The sequence below is a fragment of the Psychrobacter sp. genome (assembly GCF_030454045.1).
GTDB lineage: Bacteria > Pseudomonadota > Gammaproteobacteria > Pseudomonadales > Moraxellaceae > Psychrobacter.
Genome location: NZ_JAKDJE010000026.1, coordinates 1 through 18,869, shown reverse-complemented (window position 1 = coordinate 18,869; position 18,869 = coordinate 1). Strand labels below are relative to the sequence as shown.

General features: G+C 45.6%; 17 protein-coding genes. 8 read left to right on the top strand and 9 right to left on the bottom strand.

Going from position 1 to position 18,869, the window contains the following annotated elements:
- Positions 1 to 20: 20 nt before the first annotated feature.
- The 4 genes from L0G63_RS06720 to L0G63_RS06705 form a co-directional block, all read right to left on the bottom strand.
- Entirely contained in the window at positions 21 to 617 is a 597-nt protein-coding gene (locus tag L0G63_RS06720) for a DJ-1/PfpI family protein (RefSeq protein ID WP_301449945.1), read from the bottom strand.
- 159 nt (positions 618 to 776) lie between these two features.
- The gene (gene nth / locus L0G63_RS06715) at positions 777 to 1,472 is read right to left on the bottom strand and encodes an endonuclease III (protein WP_301449944.1); all 696 of its coding nucleotides are present in this window, start codon (positions 1,470 to 1,472) and stop codon (positions 777 to 779) included.
- A gap of 91 nt (positions 1,473 to 1,563) precedes the next feature.
- On the bottom strand, positions 1,564 to 2,430 hold the full coding sequence (locus L0G63_RS06710) for an RnfABCDGE type electron transport complex subunit B (protein ID WP_301449943.1): 867 nt from the start codon (positions 2,428 to 2,430) through the stop codon (positions 1,564 to 1,566).
- Between the two features lie 304 nt (positions 2,431 to 2,734).
- Positions 2,735 to 3,625: a LysR family transcriptional regulator gene (locus L0G63_RS06705; RefSeq protein ID WP_301449942.1), complete on the bottom strand. Its 891-nt coding sequence runs from the start codon at positions 3,623 to 3,625 to the stop codon at positions 2,735 to 2,737.
- A 93-nt stretch (positions 3,626 to 3,718) separates the two neighbouring features.
- On the opposite strand from L0G63_RS06705, the gene L0G63_RS06700 reads away from it, so the two are divergent.
- The gene (locus tag L0G63_RS06700; protein WP_301449941.1) at positions 3,719 to 4,651 is read left to right on the top strand and encodes a DMT family transporter; all 933 of its coding nucleotides are present in this window, start codon (positions 3,719 to 3,721) and stop codon (positions 4,649 to 4,651) included.
- A 187-nt stretch (positions 4,652 to 4,838) separates the two neighbouring features.
- Here L0G63_RS06700 and nudC read toward each other — a convergent pair whose 3' ends face one another.
- The 3 genes from nudC to dnaQ form a co-directional block, all read right to left on the bottom strand.
- Positions 4,839 to 5,789: an NAD(+) diphosphatase gene (gene nudC / locus L0G63_RS06695; RefSeq protein WP_301449940.1), complete on the bottom strand. Its 951-nt coding sequence runs from the start codon at positions 5,787 to 5,789 to the stop codon at positions 4,839 to 4,841.
- A gap of 239 nt (positions 5,790 to 6,028) precedes the next feature.
- Positions 6,029 to 7,711: a hypothetical protein gene (locus L0G63_RS06690; protein ID WP_301449939.1), complete on the bottom strand. Its 1,683-nt coding sequence runs from the start codon at positions 7,709 to 7,711 to the stop codon at positions 6,029 to 6,031.
- A gap of 148 nt (positions 7,712 to 7,859) precedes the next feature.
- Positions 7,860 to 9,527 carry a DNA polymerase III subunit epsilon gene (dnaQ, locus tag L0G63_RS06685; RefSeq protein WP_301449938.1) on the bottom strand — a complete coding sequence of 556 codons (1,668 nt, stop codon included), beginning with the start codon at positions 9,525 to 9,527 and terminating at the stop codon, positions 7,860 to 7,862.
- A 403-nt stretch (positions 9,528 to 9,930) separates the two neighbouring features.
- Between dnaQ and L0G63_RS06680 the strand changes: the two genes are divergently transcribed.
- Together L0G63_RS06680 and L0G63_RS06675 are read left to right on the top strand one after the other, a co-directional pair.
- Entirely contained in the window at positions 9,931 to 10,485 is a 555-nt protein-coding gene (locus tag L0G63_RS06680) for a hypothetical protein (protein WP_301449961.1), read from the top strand.
- A 90-nt stretch (positions 10,486 to 10,575) separates the two neighbouring features.
- Positions 10,576 to 10,881, top strand: coding sequence for a hypothetical protein (locus L0G63_RS06675; RefSeq protein ID WP_367618355.1), 306 nt, complete (start codon positions 10,576 to 10,578; stop codon positions 10,879 to 10,881).
- Positions 10,882 to 10,981: 100 nt separating this feature from the next.
- On the opposite strand, the gene L0G63_RS06670 is transcribed toward L0G63_RS06675, so the two are convergent.
- Positions 10,982 to 11,461: a YkvA family protein gene (locus L0G63_RS06670; protein WP_301449936.1), complete on the bottom strand. Its 480-nt coding sequence runs from the start codon at positions 11,459 to 11,461 to the stop codon at positions 10,982 to 10,984.
- 311 nt (positions 11,462 to 11,772) lie between these two features.
- Between L0G63_RS06670 and L0G63_RS06665 the strand changes: the two genes are divergently transcribed.
- Positions 11,773 to 12,975: an LD-carboxypeptidase gene (locus tag L0G63_RS06665; RefSeq protein WP_301449935.1), complete on the top strand. Its 1,203-nt coding sequence runs from the start codon at positions 11,773 to 11,775 to the stop codon at positions 12,973 to 12,975.
- A 20-nt stretch (positions 12,976 to 12,995) separates the two neighbouring features.
- On the opposite strand, the gene L0G63_RS06660 is transcribed toward L0G63_RS06665, so the two are convergent.
- A complete protein-coding gene (locus L0G63_RS06660; protein WP_301449934.1) occupies positions 12,996 to 14,021 on the bottom strand; it encodes a GlxA family transcriptional regulator in 1,026 nt (341 codons plus the stop codon).
- A 272-nt stretch (positions 14,022 to 14,293) separates the two neighbouring features.
- Between L0G63_RS06660 and L0G63_RS06655 the strand changes: the two genes are divergently transcribed.
- The 4 genes from L0G63_RS06655 to L0G63_RS06640 are packed head-to-tail and all read left to right on the top strand — an operon-like array spanning position 14,294 to position 18,723.
- On the top strand, positions 14,294 to 16,099 hold the full coding sequence (locus L0G63_RS06655; protein ID WP_301449933.1) for an acyl-CoA dehydrogenase: 1,806 nt from the start codon (positions 14,294 to 14,296) through the stop codon (positions 16,097 to 16,099).
- Between the two features lie 22 nt (positions 16,100 to 16,121).
- Positions 16,122 to 17,129, top strand: a complete 1,008-nt coding sequence (locus L0G63_RS06650) for an NADP-dependent oxidoreductase (RefSeq protein ID WP_301449932.1) — start codon at positions 16,122 to 16,124, stop codon at positions 17,127 to 17,129.
- 3 nt (positions 17,130 to 17,132) lie between these two features.
- Positions 17,133 to 17,915, top strand: coding sequence for an SDR family NAD(P)-dependent oxidoreductase (locus tag L0G63_RS06645; protein ID WP_301449931.1), 783 nt, complete (start codon positions 17,133 to 17,135; stop codon positions 17,913 to 17,915).
- A 43-nt stretch (positions 17,916 to 17,958) separates the two neighbouring features.
- A complete protein-coding gene (locus tag L0G63_RS06640; protein WP_277077825.1) occupies positions 17,959 to 18,723 on the top strand; it encodes an SDR family oxidoreductase in 765 nt (254 codons plus the stop codon).
- Positions 18,724 to 18,869 lie beyond the last annotated feature (146 nt).

Here is an 18,869-nt window from a genome sequence, read left to right as displayed (position 1 = left end):
ATGAGGTAACTGGTTATGGATTAAGGACGGTAGAAGTCATCAATATGACTATTTTTTTGCCAACGGAATTCAGTGTGTTGTGCAACTTGATGGGCTGTATCGATGCCATGTCTATCAGCGATAAAACCAAGTGCCATATCCATGCCTGCACTAACCCCCGATGAGGTATAAAACTTACCATCGACCATCCAGCGTGATTGCTTGATCCAATCAACGTGATCTGACTGAGAAACCGCCCATGGCCATGCCAGTTTATTAGATGTCGCCTGCTTGCCATCTAATACACCGCTTTTTGCCAACAAAGCGCTACCAGTACAGACGCTCAGTACCCAATCAGCCTGATGAGTGAGCGTTGTGAGCGTTTGCAAAAAAGAGAGGTCATAGACTAGCTCGCGTGTACCAAACCCGCCTGGCACTAAGACAATATCCGTCTCATGTGCTAACGCTGCGGTTGCCGTCGTTTGCATCGCCACACCATGCTTGCTGTGAATGATACCACCAGCCATCGAGGCAAACTGAATGCGATAATGCTCAGGCAAGCTCCCAAGCATCTCAACTGGTCCGAATAAATCTAAGGTTTCAAAATCGTCAAACACTAGCGCAGTAATCGTATGCATGTGGCATCCTTATTTGAAAGTATTTTTGATAAAGACAAGCCATCACGTTAAGGTCGCCTTGTCATTACAGTATCAACACTCTATCTGTCCATAAAACCAAAACACACACTGCTCAAACGCCAAGCAATCAATACTCAAATGGCAAATCACCCATGCTTATTATAATTCTAAAAACATTGCCTTGTCTTTAAACATACACTCTTCATAGACGGGGCATGCGCCGCATTTGGGTGTACGCGCTTGGCAGGTATAGCGCCCGTGCAAAATCAGATAATGATGAGCATCAACGATAAAATCATCGGGTATACGCTCGACCAGTTTGTTTTCAACGATTAACACGGTTTTGCCGGTGGCAAGTCCAGTACGATTGCCGACGCGAAAGATATGGGTGTCGACTGCCATGGTTGGCTGACCAAAAGCAGTATTCAAAACTACGTTGGCGGTTTTACGCCCCACACCAGCTAATGATTCTAGATCTTTGCGGTTGTCAGGGACGGTGCTATCAAACTTTTCAATCAAATCGCGGCAAGTCTTGATGACATTTTTGGCTTTTGCGTTATATAAGCCAATATTTTTGATATACGTCTTTAGACCTTCTTCGCCTAGTGCCAGTATAGCTTCAGGTGTGTTCGCCACGGGGTACAATTGCTGAGTGGCAATATTGACGCTCACATCAGTTGCCTGTGCAGATAAGATAACCGCGATGAGCAGCTCAAAATTACTGCCGTAGTTTAGCTCGGTGACAGGCTCATCAATCGTTGCTGCCAGCTTTTCAAAGAATGGGCGCACATCGCGGTTGGGCATTCTTCTAGAGGGCGGTGTATCGGCTGTTTTATGTTTGACCGTTTTACTCATGGTGTTTGGACTATTATTTTAGAGATTGGTGTTGCAAAATTATATGCTAGCGATGACCTTTATAGGGATTATTACAGTATCAATCACGTAATCACAGCACCGCTTGTAATGCGTCGAGCTCTGCTTGCAACGATTCAAGCTCCATTTGTTTTTTATCATTGGCACGAACACTGAGCTGCTTTTCGAGTTTTTTAATTTTGGTACGTAGTTTAGCCGCTGCAATGGTATTCTTTGCTTGTGCTTCGCTGATATTTAGCGATTGGCTTGCTGCATTGTTGAGCTTGGCTTCAACCATACTGACCACAGGTTTGCGATTGCTGGTATCAGCCAACTGATCTGTGACCCGCCTGAGATGCGTGTGGTAGCGTTGTCTCAAGTCTTCTTGTTCGGCTACTCTCTCAAGGGGAGAAAGCTCGCGCTCGACAACGACCAAGTCGATACAATCAACAGGGCAGGGTGCGATACATAGCTCACAGCCTGTGCACAAATCGGTAAAAATCGTATGCATGTGTTTGCCAGTACCGACAATAGCATCGACAGGACAGGCTGGAATGCACTTAGTGCAGCCAATACAGTCATCCTCACGAATCACAGCGCGTACCTCTGTTGGTCGCCCCGATGTCATGTCTATCGGCCACTGTGATGGTGCAGCTGTTAAGGTGTTATCCTCACTATCTATCCCAATTGTCTGAGCAATCGCATCAGTTACTGGCTGGCCACCAGGGACACATTTATTGTAAGGCTCACCCTCTAATACGATAGCAGCTGCATATGGCAGGCAGCCATCTGGATGCTCACAAAGCCCGCATTGCGTTTGCGGCAGACAAGCATCAACGCGTGCAATTTTTGTCTGTACATCATTTGGCAGAGTGTCAATGTGCAGCGACTTAAACAAGATCGGTAAGTCTGCCAAGCGTGTCTGTTCAGTACTTTGAGGATGGGTGTCGGTTTGGGACATGGTATTACTGGCCTTAGTATCGGTCATCATTAGCGATTGTCACTTATGTCTGTCAGTGGCTAGGTAGATAAGTGACTATTGATTGCATATTTTATAGGCAAATTATGGATCTTTGTACTGACGTTCTATGTCAAATAGTCAATCACCCAGCCGTGTCGATCGCTGTTGCGCTGCGAAGATTAACACATTTAAAGCCGTAAAACATCAGGGTCGAAAACCTAGTCTTTAACATTAAAAATTAAAGCATAAGATCAATGATATTGTGATGCATTTATTCTAAAAACGGTGAGCGTTTGCGGAATGTCTATTTACCAAAACGCTTGAGGATAAAATCAATCAATAGATGCATGCGATGAGGCATGTTATCACGGTCGCGATAGAGCATCTGGCAACCCCTTGGTTGATTATTCCATTCAGGCAATACCCGTTGTAAATGGCCAGATTGTATCAAAGGCTGCGCGTCGTAATCTGGAATAAACCCAAGTCCAATACCGTCTTTGATTGCCTGAGTCAATAGACCGATATCATCCACTTTTAATCGAATGTTCGCGGTTGGCTGATGCGTCTGTATCTCCCCTGACATACTGTGCTGCAACGCCCACGTAAACATCGGAGGACATAGGACAGTTGGGTATTCTGCCAAATCTTTTGGCGTTTGGATGTGGGAGGTATCCAAGTTAGCTGCGCTGCAGATCACAAAACCAATATCAGTGAGCTGTCTTCCTATCCAATGATCGGCGCTGTGTTCACCAATACGAAAAGCGATATCGATGGCCTCTTGTTCAATATCGATGGCCTGATTGGATAGACGCAAATCCAGATGGATATTTGGATATTGTTTTAAAAAGTCATTGAAGTGCGGCGCTAAAATACTATTGCTAAAATTGACGGGAGCAGCGATTCTTATAATGCCTTGTGCCTGAGTTTTGTCTTGTAAAAGACAAGAAGCAATGGTTTCTAACTCATCAAAAAGCGGTGCACTTTGTTTGTAATACTGCTGTCCTGCATGCGTCAGTTGCACACGGTGCGCATCACGATTGAGCAATCTTAAACCTAGATTTTCTTCAAGCTTAGCAACGCGCCGACTTAAAGTAGAAAGGGGCATTTCTAGTACGATAGACGCTTGCCGAAAACTGCCGTAGCGCACCACGGTGCAAAAGCTGCGCATGTCATCAAGAGAATGGTTAAATTTCATATTTGGAATCTACGGTTTCGTTATTATGGGTTTATACCAAATGTAAAATAGATACACTAGTGCGTATCTTTTCGCAAGTTTTTTGGATGTAATATGAGCCGTTCAGCGAATACCACCGCCGTCCTATATTTATTACTGTGTACGTTTCTTTGGGGCGCAAGTTTTCCTGTTGGCAAGCATGCCTTGAGTGAAGTAAATGCCTTAACCTTAGTCATGTGGCGTTTTAGCATTGCTTCGGTGTGTTTGTATCTTTATACAAAATATAAGCACATGCTGCCAATACCTACTCTCACCCCAAAACAATGGACGTGGGCGATAGGCGTGTCCATTATTGGTGTCGGCGGCTTAAATTTGGGCTTGTTCACAGGGCTTGAACAGACCAATGCCAATAATGGGGCGTTGATTATGGCGCTCAGTCCATTGGTCACATCGTTGATTGGCTCGGTCGCTCAGCGTCAGTTTCCGACAAAAGGCGCGCTTTTTAGTTTGGTGGTTTGTCTCTCTGGCGTGCTACTGGTACTGACCGATGGCGCATTTGCTAAGCTGTTAGCATTTGAGTTCAATCACGGCGATCAAATGATTTTTTTAGGCATGCTGTGCTGGAGTCTTTATACCTATTTGACTCAAGGTATCAGTCGCTGGATGCCAATGATTCCTTATACCTTGATAGGTATGCTCTCAGGGCTTGGGGTGATATCACTTATGGTATGGTTTAGCGCCGATGTTCACCCATTGCAAGAGAGCGTTGCCATCAGTCGCAGTGTCTTTGGTGATCTGATGTTTATTGGCGTTTTGGGCACAGTTGGCGGTTATCTGTTGTGGATTTCTGGGGTTAAGCAATTGGGGGCTGCCAATGCTTCACTGTTTTTTAATTTTGTGCCCGTTTTTGCCGCGCTCACAGCGTTTGCCTATGGGCAGCAAGTGACGGGGCTGCAGTTATTGGGAATGGCAATTGTGATCGCTGGATTATTGATACCTAGGCTCGTCAAATGGCAACATCAGCGTCTGGCCGTGCACAAACTCTAAAGCGAGATGGATAGGCGCTGATGTCAGAGAGCAGATGACATTGAATGTTAGGTGGTGTTCTAAAAAGTATGCTGGCGATAAAAGTCAATAAAAGATCTATGCTAAGTTATCTGATTCTATAGGGCTTTCAAGGCTTCAAAAATTGTTCAAATTTTAATCAGCATACTTTTTAACACACCACCGAATGTTACAACAAGATGCCTTGTTCTTCGGCAACTTGATCAATCAGCTCTCGAGCAATACTGCCTTTTGGCGGAATTTTGGGCAGATTTGAGAGATCAAAAAAATCAGCATGCGCCAGCTCTTCTTCTTGGATCACAATCTCACCGCCTGCATAGGAGGCTTGAAATCCTAGCATCAAATTGGAGGGAAATGGCCAAGGCTGGCTACTCACATAACGAATATCTGATACGCTGATATTGACCTCTTCTGCCACCTCACGTACCACCGCATGCTCAAGGTTCTCACCCACCTCGACAAACCCAGCGATCAAACCATACATGGGCGGCAGTTTTTGCTGTCCATGTCGATGGTGGTGCGCGAGTAAGATTTGCATTTCATCTGTTACTGGGTTTGGGCGGGTAATCGCCGTAATCACACATGGCTGGACGCGAGGATACTGGCGCAGCTGGCATACTGGACAAACCATGGCGCGCTCGCCTTGGTCAGCATGTACGGTAGGACTGGCACAGCGACTACAGAACTGTGTATCTGTCTGCCATCGCAGCAGCTGTATCGCTTGACTGATCTGGTCAGATAGGGCAACAGGTATGTTATTTATCAGCTGTCGATAAGGGACAAAGGTATCACTGCTGCTTTCAGCGATAATGGGTAGTGTCACATGATGCGCGACAGCATAGTCATAAGTCATGGCAAACGCGGGCGGCGCAGTAAAGGTTTGGGCTGTGTCTTTGTGAATCACATCATTTGAAGGACTGTCAATATCGTCATTCTGATTACTATCAGAATGCCAATGGCTTGGCGATAGGCTCTCTTGTAGGCTGACATAGCCGACCTGATTGGCTTGGTCCTCTAAGTGCATACTACCTTGCGGCAGTTGGACTTGTAGCGGCCACCAACCATCTGGCATTTGACGGCATAAAACAGTGTCATCACTCAATATAAAAGCATGGGCCATAAAAAATTCCAAACAGTGTGAAGCAAGTTTGCATCGGTTTAGACACAAACATATCTAGTGTGATTTGTCGTCGCCCTCATATCAATAAAATACGATGATGAGCGACGCTCAACCTACTATAGGTAATGCTGTCGCTCATCTTCATCGTATCTTTATTATCTTGGACTAACGGTGTTTAAATATGAACTGCCGTGACCAAAAGTGGTCAAAAAAGGGGCAAGCTGCGCCGTTAAGTGAGCTTAAGCAGCGAGTAGATGGCTCAAGCTTTGCTGACCCACATCAAGGGCTTGCTTACTGACAGGGCGGTTGTTTTCAAACCCATCTAAATGATGATCGACCGCCATAATCACATCAGCGATGCAGGCGAGTGTATGGTCCTCGATACGTTGTCCACCATCGATACGTAGCTCAATATAGTTCGCCAGTTGGCTAAGCATGCTGGCAGGAGTTGGTAACTGTAAGAAGCGTAATGCTCCTCCTACTTGACGCATCATCCCAGGGATGTTTTGGATATTTAGCAAATCGCGCTCAGGTTCGGCCAGATAGTCATTGATGGCTTGTTCAGCGCTGGCAATGGCGGTACGGCTTTCTTGTATTAACGTATCATTGGCTGTATTGAGCTGATGCAATGAGATATGCTGGTTGTTTAGCGGCAAATAAATTGCGCCTGGAGTGTGCATCTCTGTCATCGCGATAGTCGCGTTTTCTGCGCGCATCAAAGCCAGTAGTAAGTGGTCAAAATCATCTGGTGAAGGCGCTCGCCAGTGGCTGACTGCATCTGCCGCTGTGCTAAGACTATCAGCTGCATTGGATAGCCCTAGCAGACGTAGCGCTGAGCCAAGCTCCGTCAGCTCTGCGATAATCTGTGCAGTTTGCATATCAATAGGATTGATGGAGTCGCCGCGTGCATAGCTGTCGACATTTTCTTTGATACTATTGATTTGAGACTGAATAATGTCATTTAGCGTATCGGTGAGTGCGCGATTAGGACCAAACAAGAAACACTTCATCTCATCAAGCTGTGCGCCTTCTAGGTGATTACTTGCGTACTGCTCACGTAATTGCTGCGCCTCAACAGTGTCGCGCTGGCAGGCAAAATTGACCAAATCTGCAAAACGCGTATCCATCACTGGTAAATAGCTTTGGAACTGCTGCTCCACATAAATCAGCGTATGCTTTTGGCTCACGTTCAACGGTAAGACCGCGGCAATATCTGTCACAGCAGTCGCTGCTGCTTGCCAAAATAGGCTGTTACTATTTGAGGCGATCAAAGCGCAGGCAGCACTCATCGCATCCAGTTTTTGTTGATCGTTTGAGTCAATATTGCCATTTTGGTTGAGTAGGGCAACGCCAAGACCACTACGATAGGCATAGGTCAGGAGTTCTGTATCCAGATTGAGCGCGCTTAGTGGCTCAAAGTTTTGCTCTGGGTTTGCGATGATGACACTACTGCTGCCAAAAGTAGAAAAGTCCTCGACCGTCATTGGTGGCTTTTGTCCATGTGCATTGAGCTTGTTAACCACTGGTATTAATAAGGTCGGCTCTACTGATTCTGTCAGTAGTACAAACTCGACATAACGATCCAGCGTCATAATGGCTTCTGATAAATCCATGATGAGAGCCGCGTCATTGTTGTCGCCGTTGTCATAAAGGCGCTGTAGACCGTCAACGATGGCATTGTTTAACGCCTCTGCACCAACAAGAGAAATCAGTTTAAAAATACAAGAAAGCTGCTTTAAAACGCTAATAGAATCTAGCAATAAAGGTGCTTGGTGACTATCGTCATTGAATTCGCTCAAATGAATTTCGGTATCTTTGAGCGTTGCGATAATCTCATCATGCAATAAGTGGAGTGACGGTAGGTTAAAATCAGTAACACTAAGCGTGGGGGCGGTTAACTTCATTTGCGCAGACTGGTCCATAAGTATTTTTCCATAATGTACTGATGAGAATGATGATGGTATCAATGGGGTAGTAAAAATATTGGTTAATGATGTTTTAACGTTTTATATGATAATAATCAAGGCTATATTGTACAAATGTTGGTGTGAGCCGGATAGTATACAGCGACTACATATGAGCTTTGAGTGCCGGATAATCCTCTATAAGCGCCGTGTACCAGCTTTGGTTATTGGTCTCATCTGACGCCGATGCCAATAGCAAGTTGGCAAGATTGGCAAAATTGGCATGTGCAGTTTGCCCGCCCTCTGTGGGTGCGTCTTCTTCAATGGCAAGCGTCACTTGACCGCCAGTCATCGCCAAGTAAACTTCGGCTAAAATCTCTGAATCAAGTAAGGCGCCGTGAAAGGTACGGTCTTGCTTACCAACATCTAAGCGGCGAACGAGGGCATCCAACGTGTTCTTTTGTCCTGGATACTGCTGTTTTGCCATGACCAGTGAATCAGTTACTTGTACGCGCTCAGCAAAGTCATTGAGACCGACTTTCGCAAACTCCATGCTCAAAAAGTTCATATCAAAGGTGGCGTTGTGAGCGATAATCTCAGCGCCTTCCATAAAGTCATACAAAGACTGGGCAACTTGATCAAAGGTGGGCTTGTCTGCCAAAAATGCCTCAGAGATACCGTGAATACGAATGACTTCATCATCCATACCGCGCTGCGGGTTGATATAGACGTGCAGCTTTTCACCAGTAAATTTACGGCCCACCATCTCAACAATACCGACCTCAATGATACGGTCACCTTTTAGCGCATCAAGCCCTGTGGTCTCTGTATCCATAATAAGCTGACGATCTGCCTCATGACGATGTATCGGCTTTGGTAGTAGCGGCCTAAAATGAGGGTTGGCACGGCTCGTATCCCCATCGAATTTGGGCGTATTAGGCTCTGTATTTGGCATCTCATTGCTCATGATAGTCTCATTCATGACTGTATTATTCGTACGGGGGTCAGCGTCTGGCATATCTTTGGTGCTCATCGTTTTGGGTGCGTGGTCTTGATCGTGGCTTTGATCGTAGTCAGGCGCTATCAGAGTGTCATCAGGTATCATACGTTTTTCATGATGAAAATGACTGTCATTGATTCGTAACTCATCTTCTATTACATCGTCAAGCTCGTCATCTACCATATCGAGACCCAATGGATCAAATTTTAGCCAATCATCAGAAGTGACAGGCTTTTTATCAGTCGCTATAGGTTCTTTTTTTTTAGAGGCGTCTGACTCGTTTATCACAGAGGCTTTTATTATAGGTTCTCTTACCATAGAGTCGTGACCACTGTTTGATGTGACACCTAGGTTTGCCAGTTCATCTGCTTTTTCATTACCGGCATGTCCAGCGTGACCCTTAACCCAATGCCAATCAACATCACGCTGTTGACATAGCTTATCCAATTGTTGCCAAAGGTCTTGATTGGCGACGGGTTTTTTGCTCGCTGTTTTCCAGCCTTTTTTCTTCCAGCCTTCAATCCATTCGGTGATGCCTTTTTTGACATAACTTGAGTCTGTCCAAATCTCAATTTTTTGTGTAGGCGCGCTATGGGTTAGGGCTTGTATGGCGCCCATCAGCTCCATGCGATTATTGGTGGTTTCCGTATCACCGCCATATAAATCCTGCGTGCTACCATCGCTAAATATAAGGTGCGCGCCCCAACCGCCAGCGCCGGGATTGCCTTTGCAGGCACCGTCAGTATACGCTACCGTTGTGTTTTTCTTGGCGGCTAACGGATCAGTTGTATGGCTGGTATGGAGATTTGAGGTTGAATTGTGGGTGTCTGACATAGAAACGTATTGACCTAATAAAGAGTAAGCATCGCGCTGTGCTACTGCATTGCGCTCATGCTAGTAGAGCGATAATAGTACTGCTATGAGTATAACAAATCTAGGGTAAATATGCGTGGGCGTGACGCACAAAATCACAAAACCACTATGGCAGCTCATAACACAATAATAACCTGATTGTTTTCTGTTAAAATGGCGCTTATCGCTAAAAAGGTTTTGTGTTTAGTGACAACCCTTTTAATACCACCATGATCAGCGTACTGTTTTTGCCGCAATAGTCCTATAAAAGCCTTCACAAAAAATATTTGATGGCGATTTGAAGACGTGTTTGACGCGTTTTAATCTTACGCGTGCGATAATGCGCTTGATGCAAGCTTCTCATATATGACCGCAGGATAGCCTTATTATGTCTTTATGCTCACATATTTTTTATAAAAGACTCACATATCTGATGCTCAGCGCTATGGCTAGCACGGCGCTTGTTTTGACGGGCTGTAGTGATAGCAGTGATGCTCAGGCAGATACTGAGGTCGCGGCAACCGACTTATCTGTGTTTGCAGGCTGTTATACAGTGAGCCAAGATGAGGCTGCACAAATCAAGATTAGCCAGCAAGAAGGCAGCTGGGTGATGCAGATGAAAGAGCCTGCAAGTGCTAAGCGTGTGTGGGATGAGCCTGAAGCGTTAGAAGTGATTAAAAATAGTGATATACCGCAGTTTTTCTCTATTGATCCAGACAATGTCGATGCGGTGATCGGGCGTCCTGATCGAGTGCTCGTGCTGGCGCATGTCAAGCCTGCCTATGCCAATATCGACCCGCTTTTAGACAGTGAGTACTTGTCTTACATCTACCGCGGTGCCAATACCATCTATCGAGTAGCGTGTGATGACGTCAATACTGATATTTTGGCAAACCCTCATGCCAATATTATTATCGATAATGTGAATGAGCGTAATTAGGTGGTGGTGTCCGTCGATGCTATTTATGGGCCATAATTTTTGTCAGAAAGTCTCTTGCTACAAGCCGTTAAATCAGTAGAGTCAAGCCATATGAATTTTTTTAGTTATGTCGTGTTAGGTGGGTTTTCTTATGCAGCAGGATGGGCGATCAGAACCTATATATTAGAAAAGCAGCCGAAGACTGATCAACCCTACAATCTCAAACATCCTGCTATCTTGGCGTACTTGGCTGGGTTCTTCATCGTTATGCTGATTATCTCTTGGTTGATTGGTCGCTATATTTTAGGTCATGTGGCGATTGACTTACCGTTTATCATCGTCAATAGTTTGGTTGCAACTTTCGTGTACTCGTTTGGCCTCAATCCAGAAAAAGCGAGCTACGATGTGCCCAATTAATTATTGATGTCAGGTTGATTTAAACAGCAAGAGCCACAACCAGTATGATGGTTGTGGCTTTTTTAGATTCCAGTGATGTTAGCACTTAAGGCATGAGCAATTATGATGCTTTTTTGAGATCGGCACTGGTTCCATTGTCATTTTCTTCATCAGTGCTGCTTTTATCATGACTGATCTTATCTGTGTACTTGTCATTTTCCGATGTGCTTTTGGTGTCTGATTGTTCTTGTTTCCACGACTTGTATTTTTGCAAATCTTTTCTAGCCTGTTTTAGGCAGAACTTGAGTACAAGCGCGTCATCGATATAACCGATAAACGGAATAGAGTCTGGGATAAGGTCAATAGGGTTTAGTGTGTATATTGCCCCAACCATACCAGCTGAAATGGTCCTAAAAGGAATCTTGCGATAATCCCCTTTGTAATAGTCTTTGATCAGACTCATAAATAGCATCAAATCTTCGCTAAAAGGCTCAAGGTAGCTGTTGTCTTCTAGTTTTTCTTTAAGCTTACCTTCCTTGCCAATTAAGTATTTCAAATTAGAATCCAGTGCGTTGTCTTTATCATTTTTTTTGGTGAACATGGTTGTTGCCTTTGTTTATTTGCGATGAATTTGTATCTACAGTAACAAATATACTCGCCCCATGTTGTGTGTCTCGGTAGCGAAAAAGTAAATATAGGTAAAGTAAAGGCTTGGGTAACTTGTCTAACTATAATATGCGCTACAATACGTGATTATAAGCGCGCCTTCGATACTGTGCGCGGTTATAAAGAGATTAAATTGGATTGATCATAAAAACAAAAATATACAGGTAGTAGCAACGTATGGGCGTCAAAAAATCAGTGAAAAAACCATCAATAAATCATAATAATACAAGTGATGTGAATACCGACATGCAACTAAACCGTCGGCAATTTTTGCACCGGATAGGCATTAGCGCCGGCGCCGCAACATTAGCAGTACAAAGCATTCCTCAGGCTTTTGCCGCCAGTCCTACAGGTTTTAATGAGAATACGCCGCTGACCAAAGACGATCTGCCGACTGCATTGTTGGATGAGCGTTCAGTACAAACCTCCCTAACCACAAGCTGCACTACGCCCACGGTTGAGACCCGACTTTTTGCCAGCTCCAACGTGGGCGGCAGCGATGAGCGCAATCAGCTGGCATTAGATCGCATGAGCTGTGCTGGGTTTAAAATAAGTAATCCCGATATTACCAATCGTCAATATTTGCGCTTTGCAGGTACGGATGCGCAGCGTGCCAGTGATTTTCAAAACCTTGCGACTGGAGCGATAGCAGCGCCAAAGCTGCTGCTGGGTGTGCGCGGCGGTTACGGGGCGATGCGAATACTGCCGATGGTGGACTGGATAACGCTTGGGCGTATTATGAAAGAGCGCGGCACGATACTCGCAGGGTTCAGTGATGTGACTGCTATTCAGTGTGCGCTACTAGCGAAAGGGGCGATGAGTTCGCTTGCGGCACCGATGCTCTATAGTGAATTTGGCAAAACAGCACCTGATCAAGTCAGCTGTCAGCAGTTCGCCAAAGCCTTAACGGATTCTAATTTAACGATCACCATACAAGATGCCGCTCTAACCAGTCAGCAATTGCCTACCATACTCACAGTAAGCGAGCCTAAAATGCTCACTGGTACGATTTGGGGTGGTAACTTGAGTGTGGTTTCAGCGCTGGCTGGCAGTGAGTATTTGCCGCGCATTGAGGGCGGTATTGTATTCTTGGAAGACGTGGGCGAGCAGGCGTATCGTATTGAGCGTATGCTGTATGATTTATATCTAGCCGGTGTGTTTAAAGGTCAACAAGCGATTGTGTTTGGTGCGTTGTCTGGTTCAGGTGAGGACAGCTATGACAAACGCTATGATGTCGCCACAGTGATTCGTCAATTACATGAACTAACAGGATTGCCGATATATAGTGGGATGCGTTTCGGTCATATCGGCAAAAAACACAGCTTTCCGCTTGGCGCAACGTGTCAACTGACGCCCAATACAGAGGGCGGCTATCGATTGTCATTCACTGATTATCCAACTATCAAGGCAGATGCTATCCACGTAGAAGGGTTATGGCAGACGGTTTAAACGCTAAGTAGCCATAAACATTAGACACGACCAATCTTAAATCGCCAATCGCGAAAACTTGTCTTGATACTCTTTGGGGTTAATTCTGTCGCACGTTTGAACAAGCGGGTGAACGAAGAGATATCATCATAGCCGACTTGATCGGCGAGCGACTTGATGGTCACATCGCCTAACTCGAGTAAGCGCTTGGCTTGCTCAATTCTGACAGCCTGAATATACTCAACGGGTCGCATCGTCACGCTAGCTTGAAAGCGTCTATTCAAGGTGCGCGGGGTGATATTTACCATGGCAGCCAAACTACTGACTTGTATGGGCTGCTGAAAGTTTTGTTCAATGAATTCTTGAACTTGTTTGACCAACTGATCGGAATGTGGCTTATGTAAAGTCACATTGGTATAGCTGTTTTGATTGCCTCGTTTGCTATCAATAATCTGAGTTTTTGCCATCTGGGTCGAGATCTCCCGTCCGCAGTAGCGCTCTATTAATAATAGCCCCAAATCATAAAAGGCGCTGCCGCCTGCTGCACAAAATATACTACCCAGCTCATCGCTTGCATGAGTGACAAACTGGTTCTCTTGTAAGTCCACCAGTGGAAAGTCTGCCTTAAATTTATTGGCATAGCCCCAATGGGTGGTGGCGACTTTATGATCTAATAGCCCTGCCTCCGCCAAGAAAAAAGCCCCGCTACAGTTGCTGGCAATATCCGCGTTGGTATGCGCCAGTCGCTTTAGGTGCGGTAGCAGCTCACGGTTTTGCCTGAGTACTTTGTCTATAGAATCGCCAATGGTGGGCACCAGCAACAAGTCGCACTCCGTGACATCTTGGATATCGCAGTGCGCTCGCATCATTAAGCGGTTGCTACATCTGATATCACCGCCGCCTAAGCTTGCGATCTGCACCTTAAACCTAGGCTCTACCGCTTCATTTGAAAATCGCTGCCAGCTGACCCCTGTAAATGAAAATAAATCCAATGCACCAGCGAGCACGCTCCCAAGCACGCCATCGAAGCCAAGAACGATTACATTAAATGGTTTGAAATAGGGCATCAGTTACTCGCATCTGTTATTTTTCTCACTAATCATAACGTCCATAGGAGAAATTATTTCCAAATTTATGTCACATTTGACCATGATTATGTCATAAATGACAATACGGCAGTGCGCTAAATTAGCTTAATATCAATTGATAAGCATTAACCCCCTTTGTTTTGCCTTCTCAATAATGCGGTAAATAGAAGAGATAAAGCCATTACAGGTGGCAGTAAGATAAACGGATTTTCATGATTGATGATATTTGAATTTTACTAAAAGAGACGACTATGGCAGCAGATACCCTTATCAACGACTTTGAGTTACCGTTCCAGCTGTACGATGTGCTAGGAACACAAACCCTCACTAAACACGCAAAGTTTTCAGAGCACAGCCGCGAGACCTTTGATGCGGTATTAGATACCGCAAATAAGATCGCAACAGATTTGTTCTTGCCGCACAATCATCTGGCAGATAAGAACGAGCCGCAGTTTGATGGCAAAAAAGTCAGCATGATAAGCGATGTCAAAGTCGCTTTTGATGCGTTTCGTGACTCAGGTTTTATCGCTGGTCGTTACAGTTTTGAAGACGGTGGTATGCAGCTGCCTGAGACAATCATGACCGCGGTGGCAGGCTATTTTATGGCAGCCAACCCGTCGACGACCGCCTATCCATTTTTGACGACAGCAGCCATCAATGTCATTTCTCACTTTGCTAGCGATGATATCAAAGCCGCCTTTATGCCGCGTATGCTAACAGGCGAGTTCACTGGTACCATGGCGCTGACAGAGCCGCACGCGGGCTCGTCACTTGCTGACATCAAGACCACCGCTGTCAAACAAGACGACGGCTCGTACCGCATCAAAGGCAGCAAGATTTATATCTCAGCAGGTGACCACGAACTGTCTGACAATATTGTCCATTTGGTATTGGCCAAGATTCCCGGTGGTCCTAGTGGGGTAAAAGGCATCTCTTTATTTGCCGTACCTAAGTATCGCTTGAACGATGATATGTCTGTTGGCGAGCGCAATGATGTGCATCTGACAGGTCTGATTCACAAACTTGGTTATAGAGGTGCGACCTCGACGGCATTGAGCTTCGGTGACGCGGGCGATTGTCATGGTTATTTGATCGGTGATGAGCATTTTGGCTTGCGTTATATGTTCAAAATGATGAATGAGGCGCGTATTGCGGTTGGATTTGGTGCGGCAATGATTGGCTATCGTGGCTATCAGTATTCGCTCGATTATGCCAAAGACAGAACGCAAGGCCGCATTGCCCCAAATAACAAACCTGAAGATGATGCGACTGCTATCATCCAGCATGGTGACGTCAAGCGCATGCTGTTGGCACAAAAAGCCTATTCTGAAGGTGGTATCTCCTTGTGCTTATACGGCTCAAACCTAATTGACCGTATCAATACTTGCGAAGACGACACCCTAAAGAATGAGTTGACCGAATTGTTAGACCTGCTTACGCCCGTACTAAAAGCATGGCCGTCTGAATATGGGCCAAAAGCCAATGATTTGGGTATTCAAGTACTAGGCGGCGCTGGTTATACGCGTGAATACCATGCTGAGCAGTTTTGGCGTGACAATCGTCTCAATCCTATTCACGAAGGGACAAATGGCGTACAGGCATTGGATTTGTCATTTCGTAAGTTATGGCAAAAAGGTGGTCTTGGCATTCAGATTCTAAAACGTGAAATCACGCAAGATCTAGAAAATATCACCACGCCTGAGACTGCGGCACTCGCGGGTAAATTAACGCCTTACATGGGTCAGCTGCACGAAGTACTGGTGCATCTAAGCAAAGTGTTGCAGACAGAAGAAGCCATTACGCTTACTGGTAATGCCCAAGCGCTAATGAATATTTTTGCCTCGATCGTGCTTAGCTGGATTTGGATTCGCCAAGCCAGTAAAGCCGAGCAGCTATTAAGCACGACGCAAGATATTGAGCAACAAAACTTTTATAAAGGCAAGATACAAGCGGCGAAGTACTTTATCGATTGGGAACTACCGTTGATTAACCGTGATATAGCCATTTTAAACAACACCAATTCTGTTTGCACTGACATGCAGGCAGACTGGTTCTAAGAACAACGCTAAGGAAAGAGCAATGACAACCATAAATAAGCAGTGGCGACTAAAAACAAGACCAGTTGGCGCACCAAGCGCTGAGACTTGGGAGTATACTGAGACAGAAATACCGACTATCACCGATGGTCAATTACTGATTAAAATTGATTATATCTCTATCGATCCTGCAATGCGCGGCTGGCTAAATGATGCCAAATCATATATCAAACCTGTCCAGATTGGGGACGTCATGCGTGCCGGTATGGTGGGCGAGGTGATTGAAAGCAAGCATGAGAAATTTGCCGTTGGGGATTATGTCGCAGGTCACGATGGCGTGCAGTCATATGCGGTCAGTGATGGCACAGGATTGCATAAAGTTGATCCAAATCTTGCACCGCTACCTTACTATTTGGGCGTACTTGGGATGCCGGGTATGACAGGGTATTTTGGTTTGCTCAAAACAGGTCAACCAAAAGCAGGCGAGACAGTTGTGGTATCAGGTGCTGCGGGTGCCGTTGGTAGTTTGGTCGGTCAGATTGCCAAAATCAAAGGCTGCCGCGTCGTTGGTATTGCAGGCGGTAGCGAGAAATGCAAATTCTTAGTTGATGAGCTTGGGTTTGATGCAACGATCGATTATAAAAACGAAAACGTTAAAAAAGCCTTGAAGCAAACTTGTCCAAATGGCGTCGATGTCTATTTTGATAACGTTGGCGGTGAGATTTTAAATGACGTACTTACTCAAATAAACCTACATGCGCGTATCGTCATCTGCGGTGCGATCAGTCAATACAACAACACGGAAGCCGTCAAAGGCCCATCGAACTATTTATCACTACTGGTCAACCGCGCCCGTATGGAAGGCATTGTGGTGTTTGATAATATCAAAGAATATCCAATCGCGATGAAAGAGATTGCAGGCTGGATTCAGTCAGGCGACATCAAAGTAAAAGATCATATCGTTAAGGGGATTGAGACATTTCCTGATACGCTTATGATGCTCTTTAACGGTGAAAACTTCGGCAAACTGGTACTTAAAGTAGAGGAATAACTCATGACACTGAATACAAACGGAATTGCATCAGATGTAACAGGTAAGCGTATTTTGATCACAGGCGGCGCATCAGGCATTGGTGCGGCAAGCGCGCTGCTACTGGCCAGTCGCGGCGCAAAAGTCGTGATCGGGGATATGGCAGAAGAGATGGGTGAGTCTGTTGCCCAGCAAGGTCAAGAGGCTGGCAACAGTATCGTCTTCAAAAAAGTAGACGTGACCAGTGGCGACGATGTGCGTGCGTTGTTTGACTTTGCGGTAGAGACGCTAGGCGGTCTAGATGTGGTGGTCAATAACGCGGGTATCGACCACAAGCCTTCGCCCATGCATGAGCTGAGTGATGAGGACTTTGATCGCAATATCGCCGTCAATCTAAAAGGGGTCTGGCACTGCATGCGTGCCGCTATCAACTGTATGATACCGAACGGCGGTGGTCATGTGATCAATGTGGCATCTATCGCTGGTCTGCGTTCTGCGCCCATGATCTCAGCCTATAGTGCCGCCAAACATGGCGTGATGGGTCTGACCAAGTCGGCAGCCCACGAGTACGCCCGCGCCAATATCCGTTTTAATGCGGTATGCCCAAGCTTTATTGATACGCCAATGGTACGCAATACCATGGCAACCATGAATGAACGCGCACAGCAAGCAACCGTCAAAGCCAGTCCGCTGCGCCGTTTGGGTGAGGTGGACGAGGTGTCTGCCGCGATTGCATGGTTAGCTAGCGACGAGAGCAGCTTTATGAATGGCCATGCCTTTACCTTGGATGGCGGTATGTTGGCATAATTTGTGCGAAAAATGTTTAGACTATTTAAAACTATAAGGAATAGTGATGAAGGATTTATTTGATTTAACCGGTAAAATTGCACTAGTGACAGGTGCGAGCCGCGGTATTGGAGAGTCTATTGCCCGTCTACTGGCCTCAAGAGGGGCACACGTGATTGTCTCTAGCCGCAAAATCGATGCTTGCCAAGCAGTAGCAGATAGCATCAAAGCAGACGGTCATAAAGCCAGTGCCTTTGCCTGTCATGTGGGAGATATGGAGCAAATTGACGCGGTTTTTGAACACATCAAAAGTGAGTTTGGTCAAATTGATATTTTGGTCAATAACGCTGCAGCCAACCCGTATTATGGTCATATTTTAGATACAGACTTAGCCGCTTTTGATAAAACGGTGGAGGTAAATATTCGTGGTTACTTCTTTATGTCAACGGCCGCTGGCAAAATGATGAAAGAACAAGGCGGCGGTGTTATCTTGAATACCGCGTCAGTCAATGGATTGGTGGCAGGTGACAAGCAAGGCATTTACTCAATTACTAAAGCGGCGGTCATTAGCATGACCAAAGCCTTTGCCAAAGAATGTGGGCCATTAAATATCCGTGTGAATGCGTTATTACCAGGCCTGACGGATACCAAGTTTGCCTCGGCGCTAACGACCAATGATAAGGTCTTAAAAATGGCGCTACATTCGATTCCGCTGGGGCGAGTGGCAGAGCCTGATGAGATGGCAGGTACGGTGCTGTATCTGGTGTCGGACGCTTCAAGCTATACCACAGGCGCGACTATCGTTGTCGACGGTGGTATGCTGGCTTAATGAGCAAGCTATAGAATATAAGCTAAGATGAGCGTTACTATTGAAAACCGCATGAGAATCACTTTCATGCGGTTTTTTGGATTGTATTTTTAGGTGTAATGGACATTATTCATGCTGGCGTAGGCTCTAAAGCTATATACTGTCTA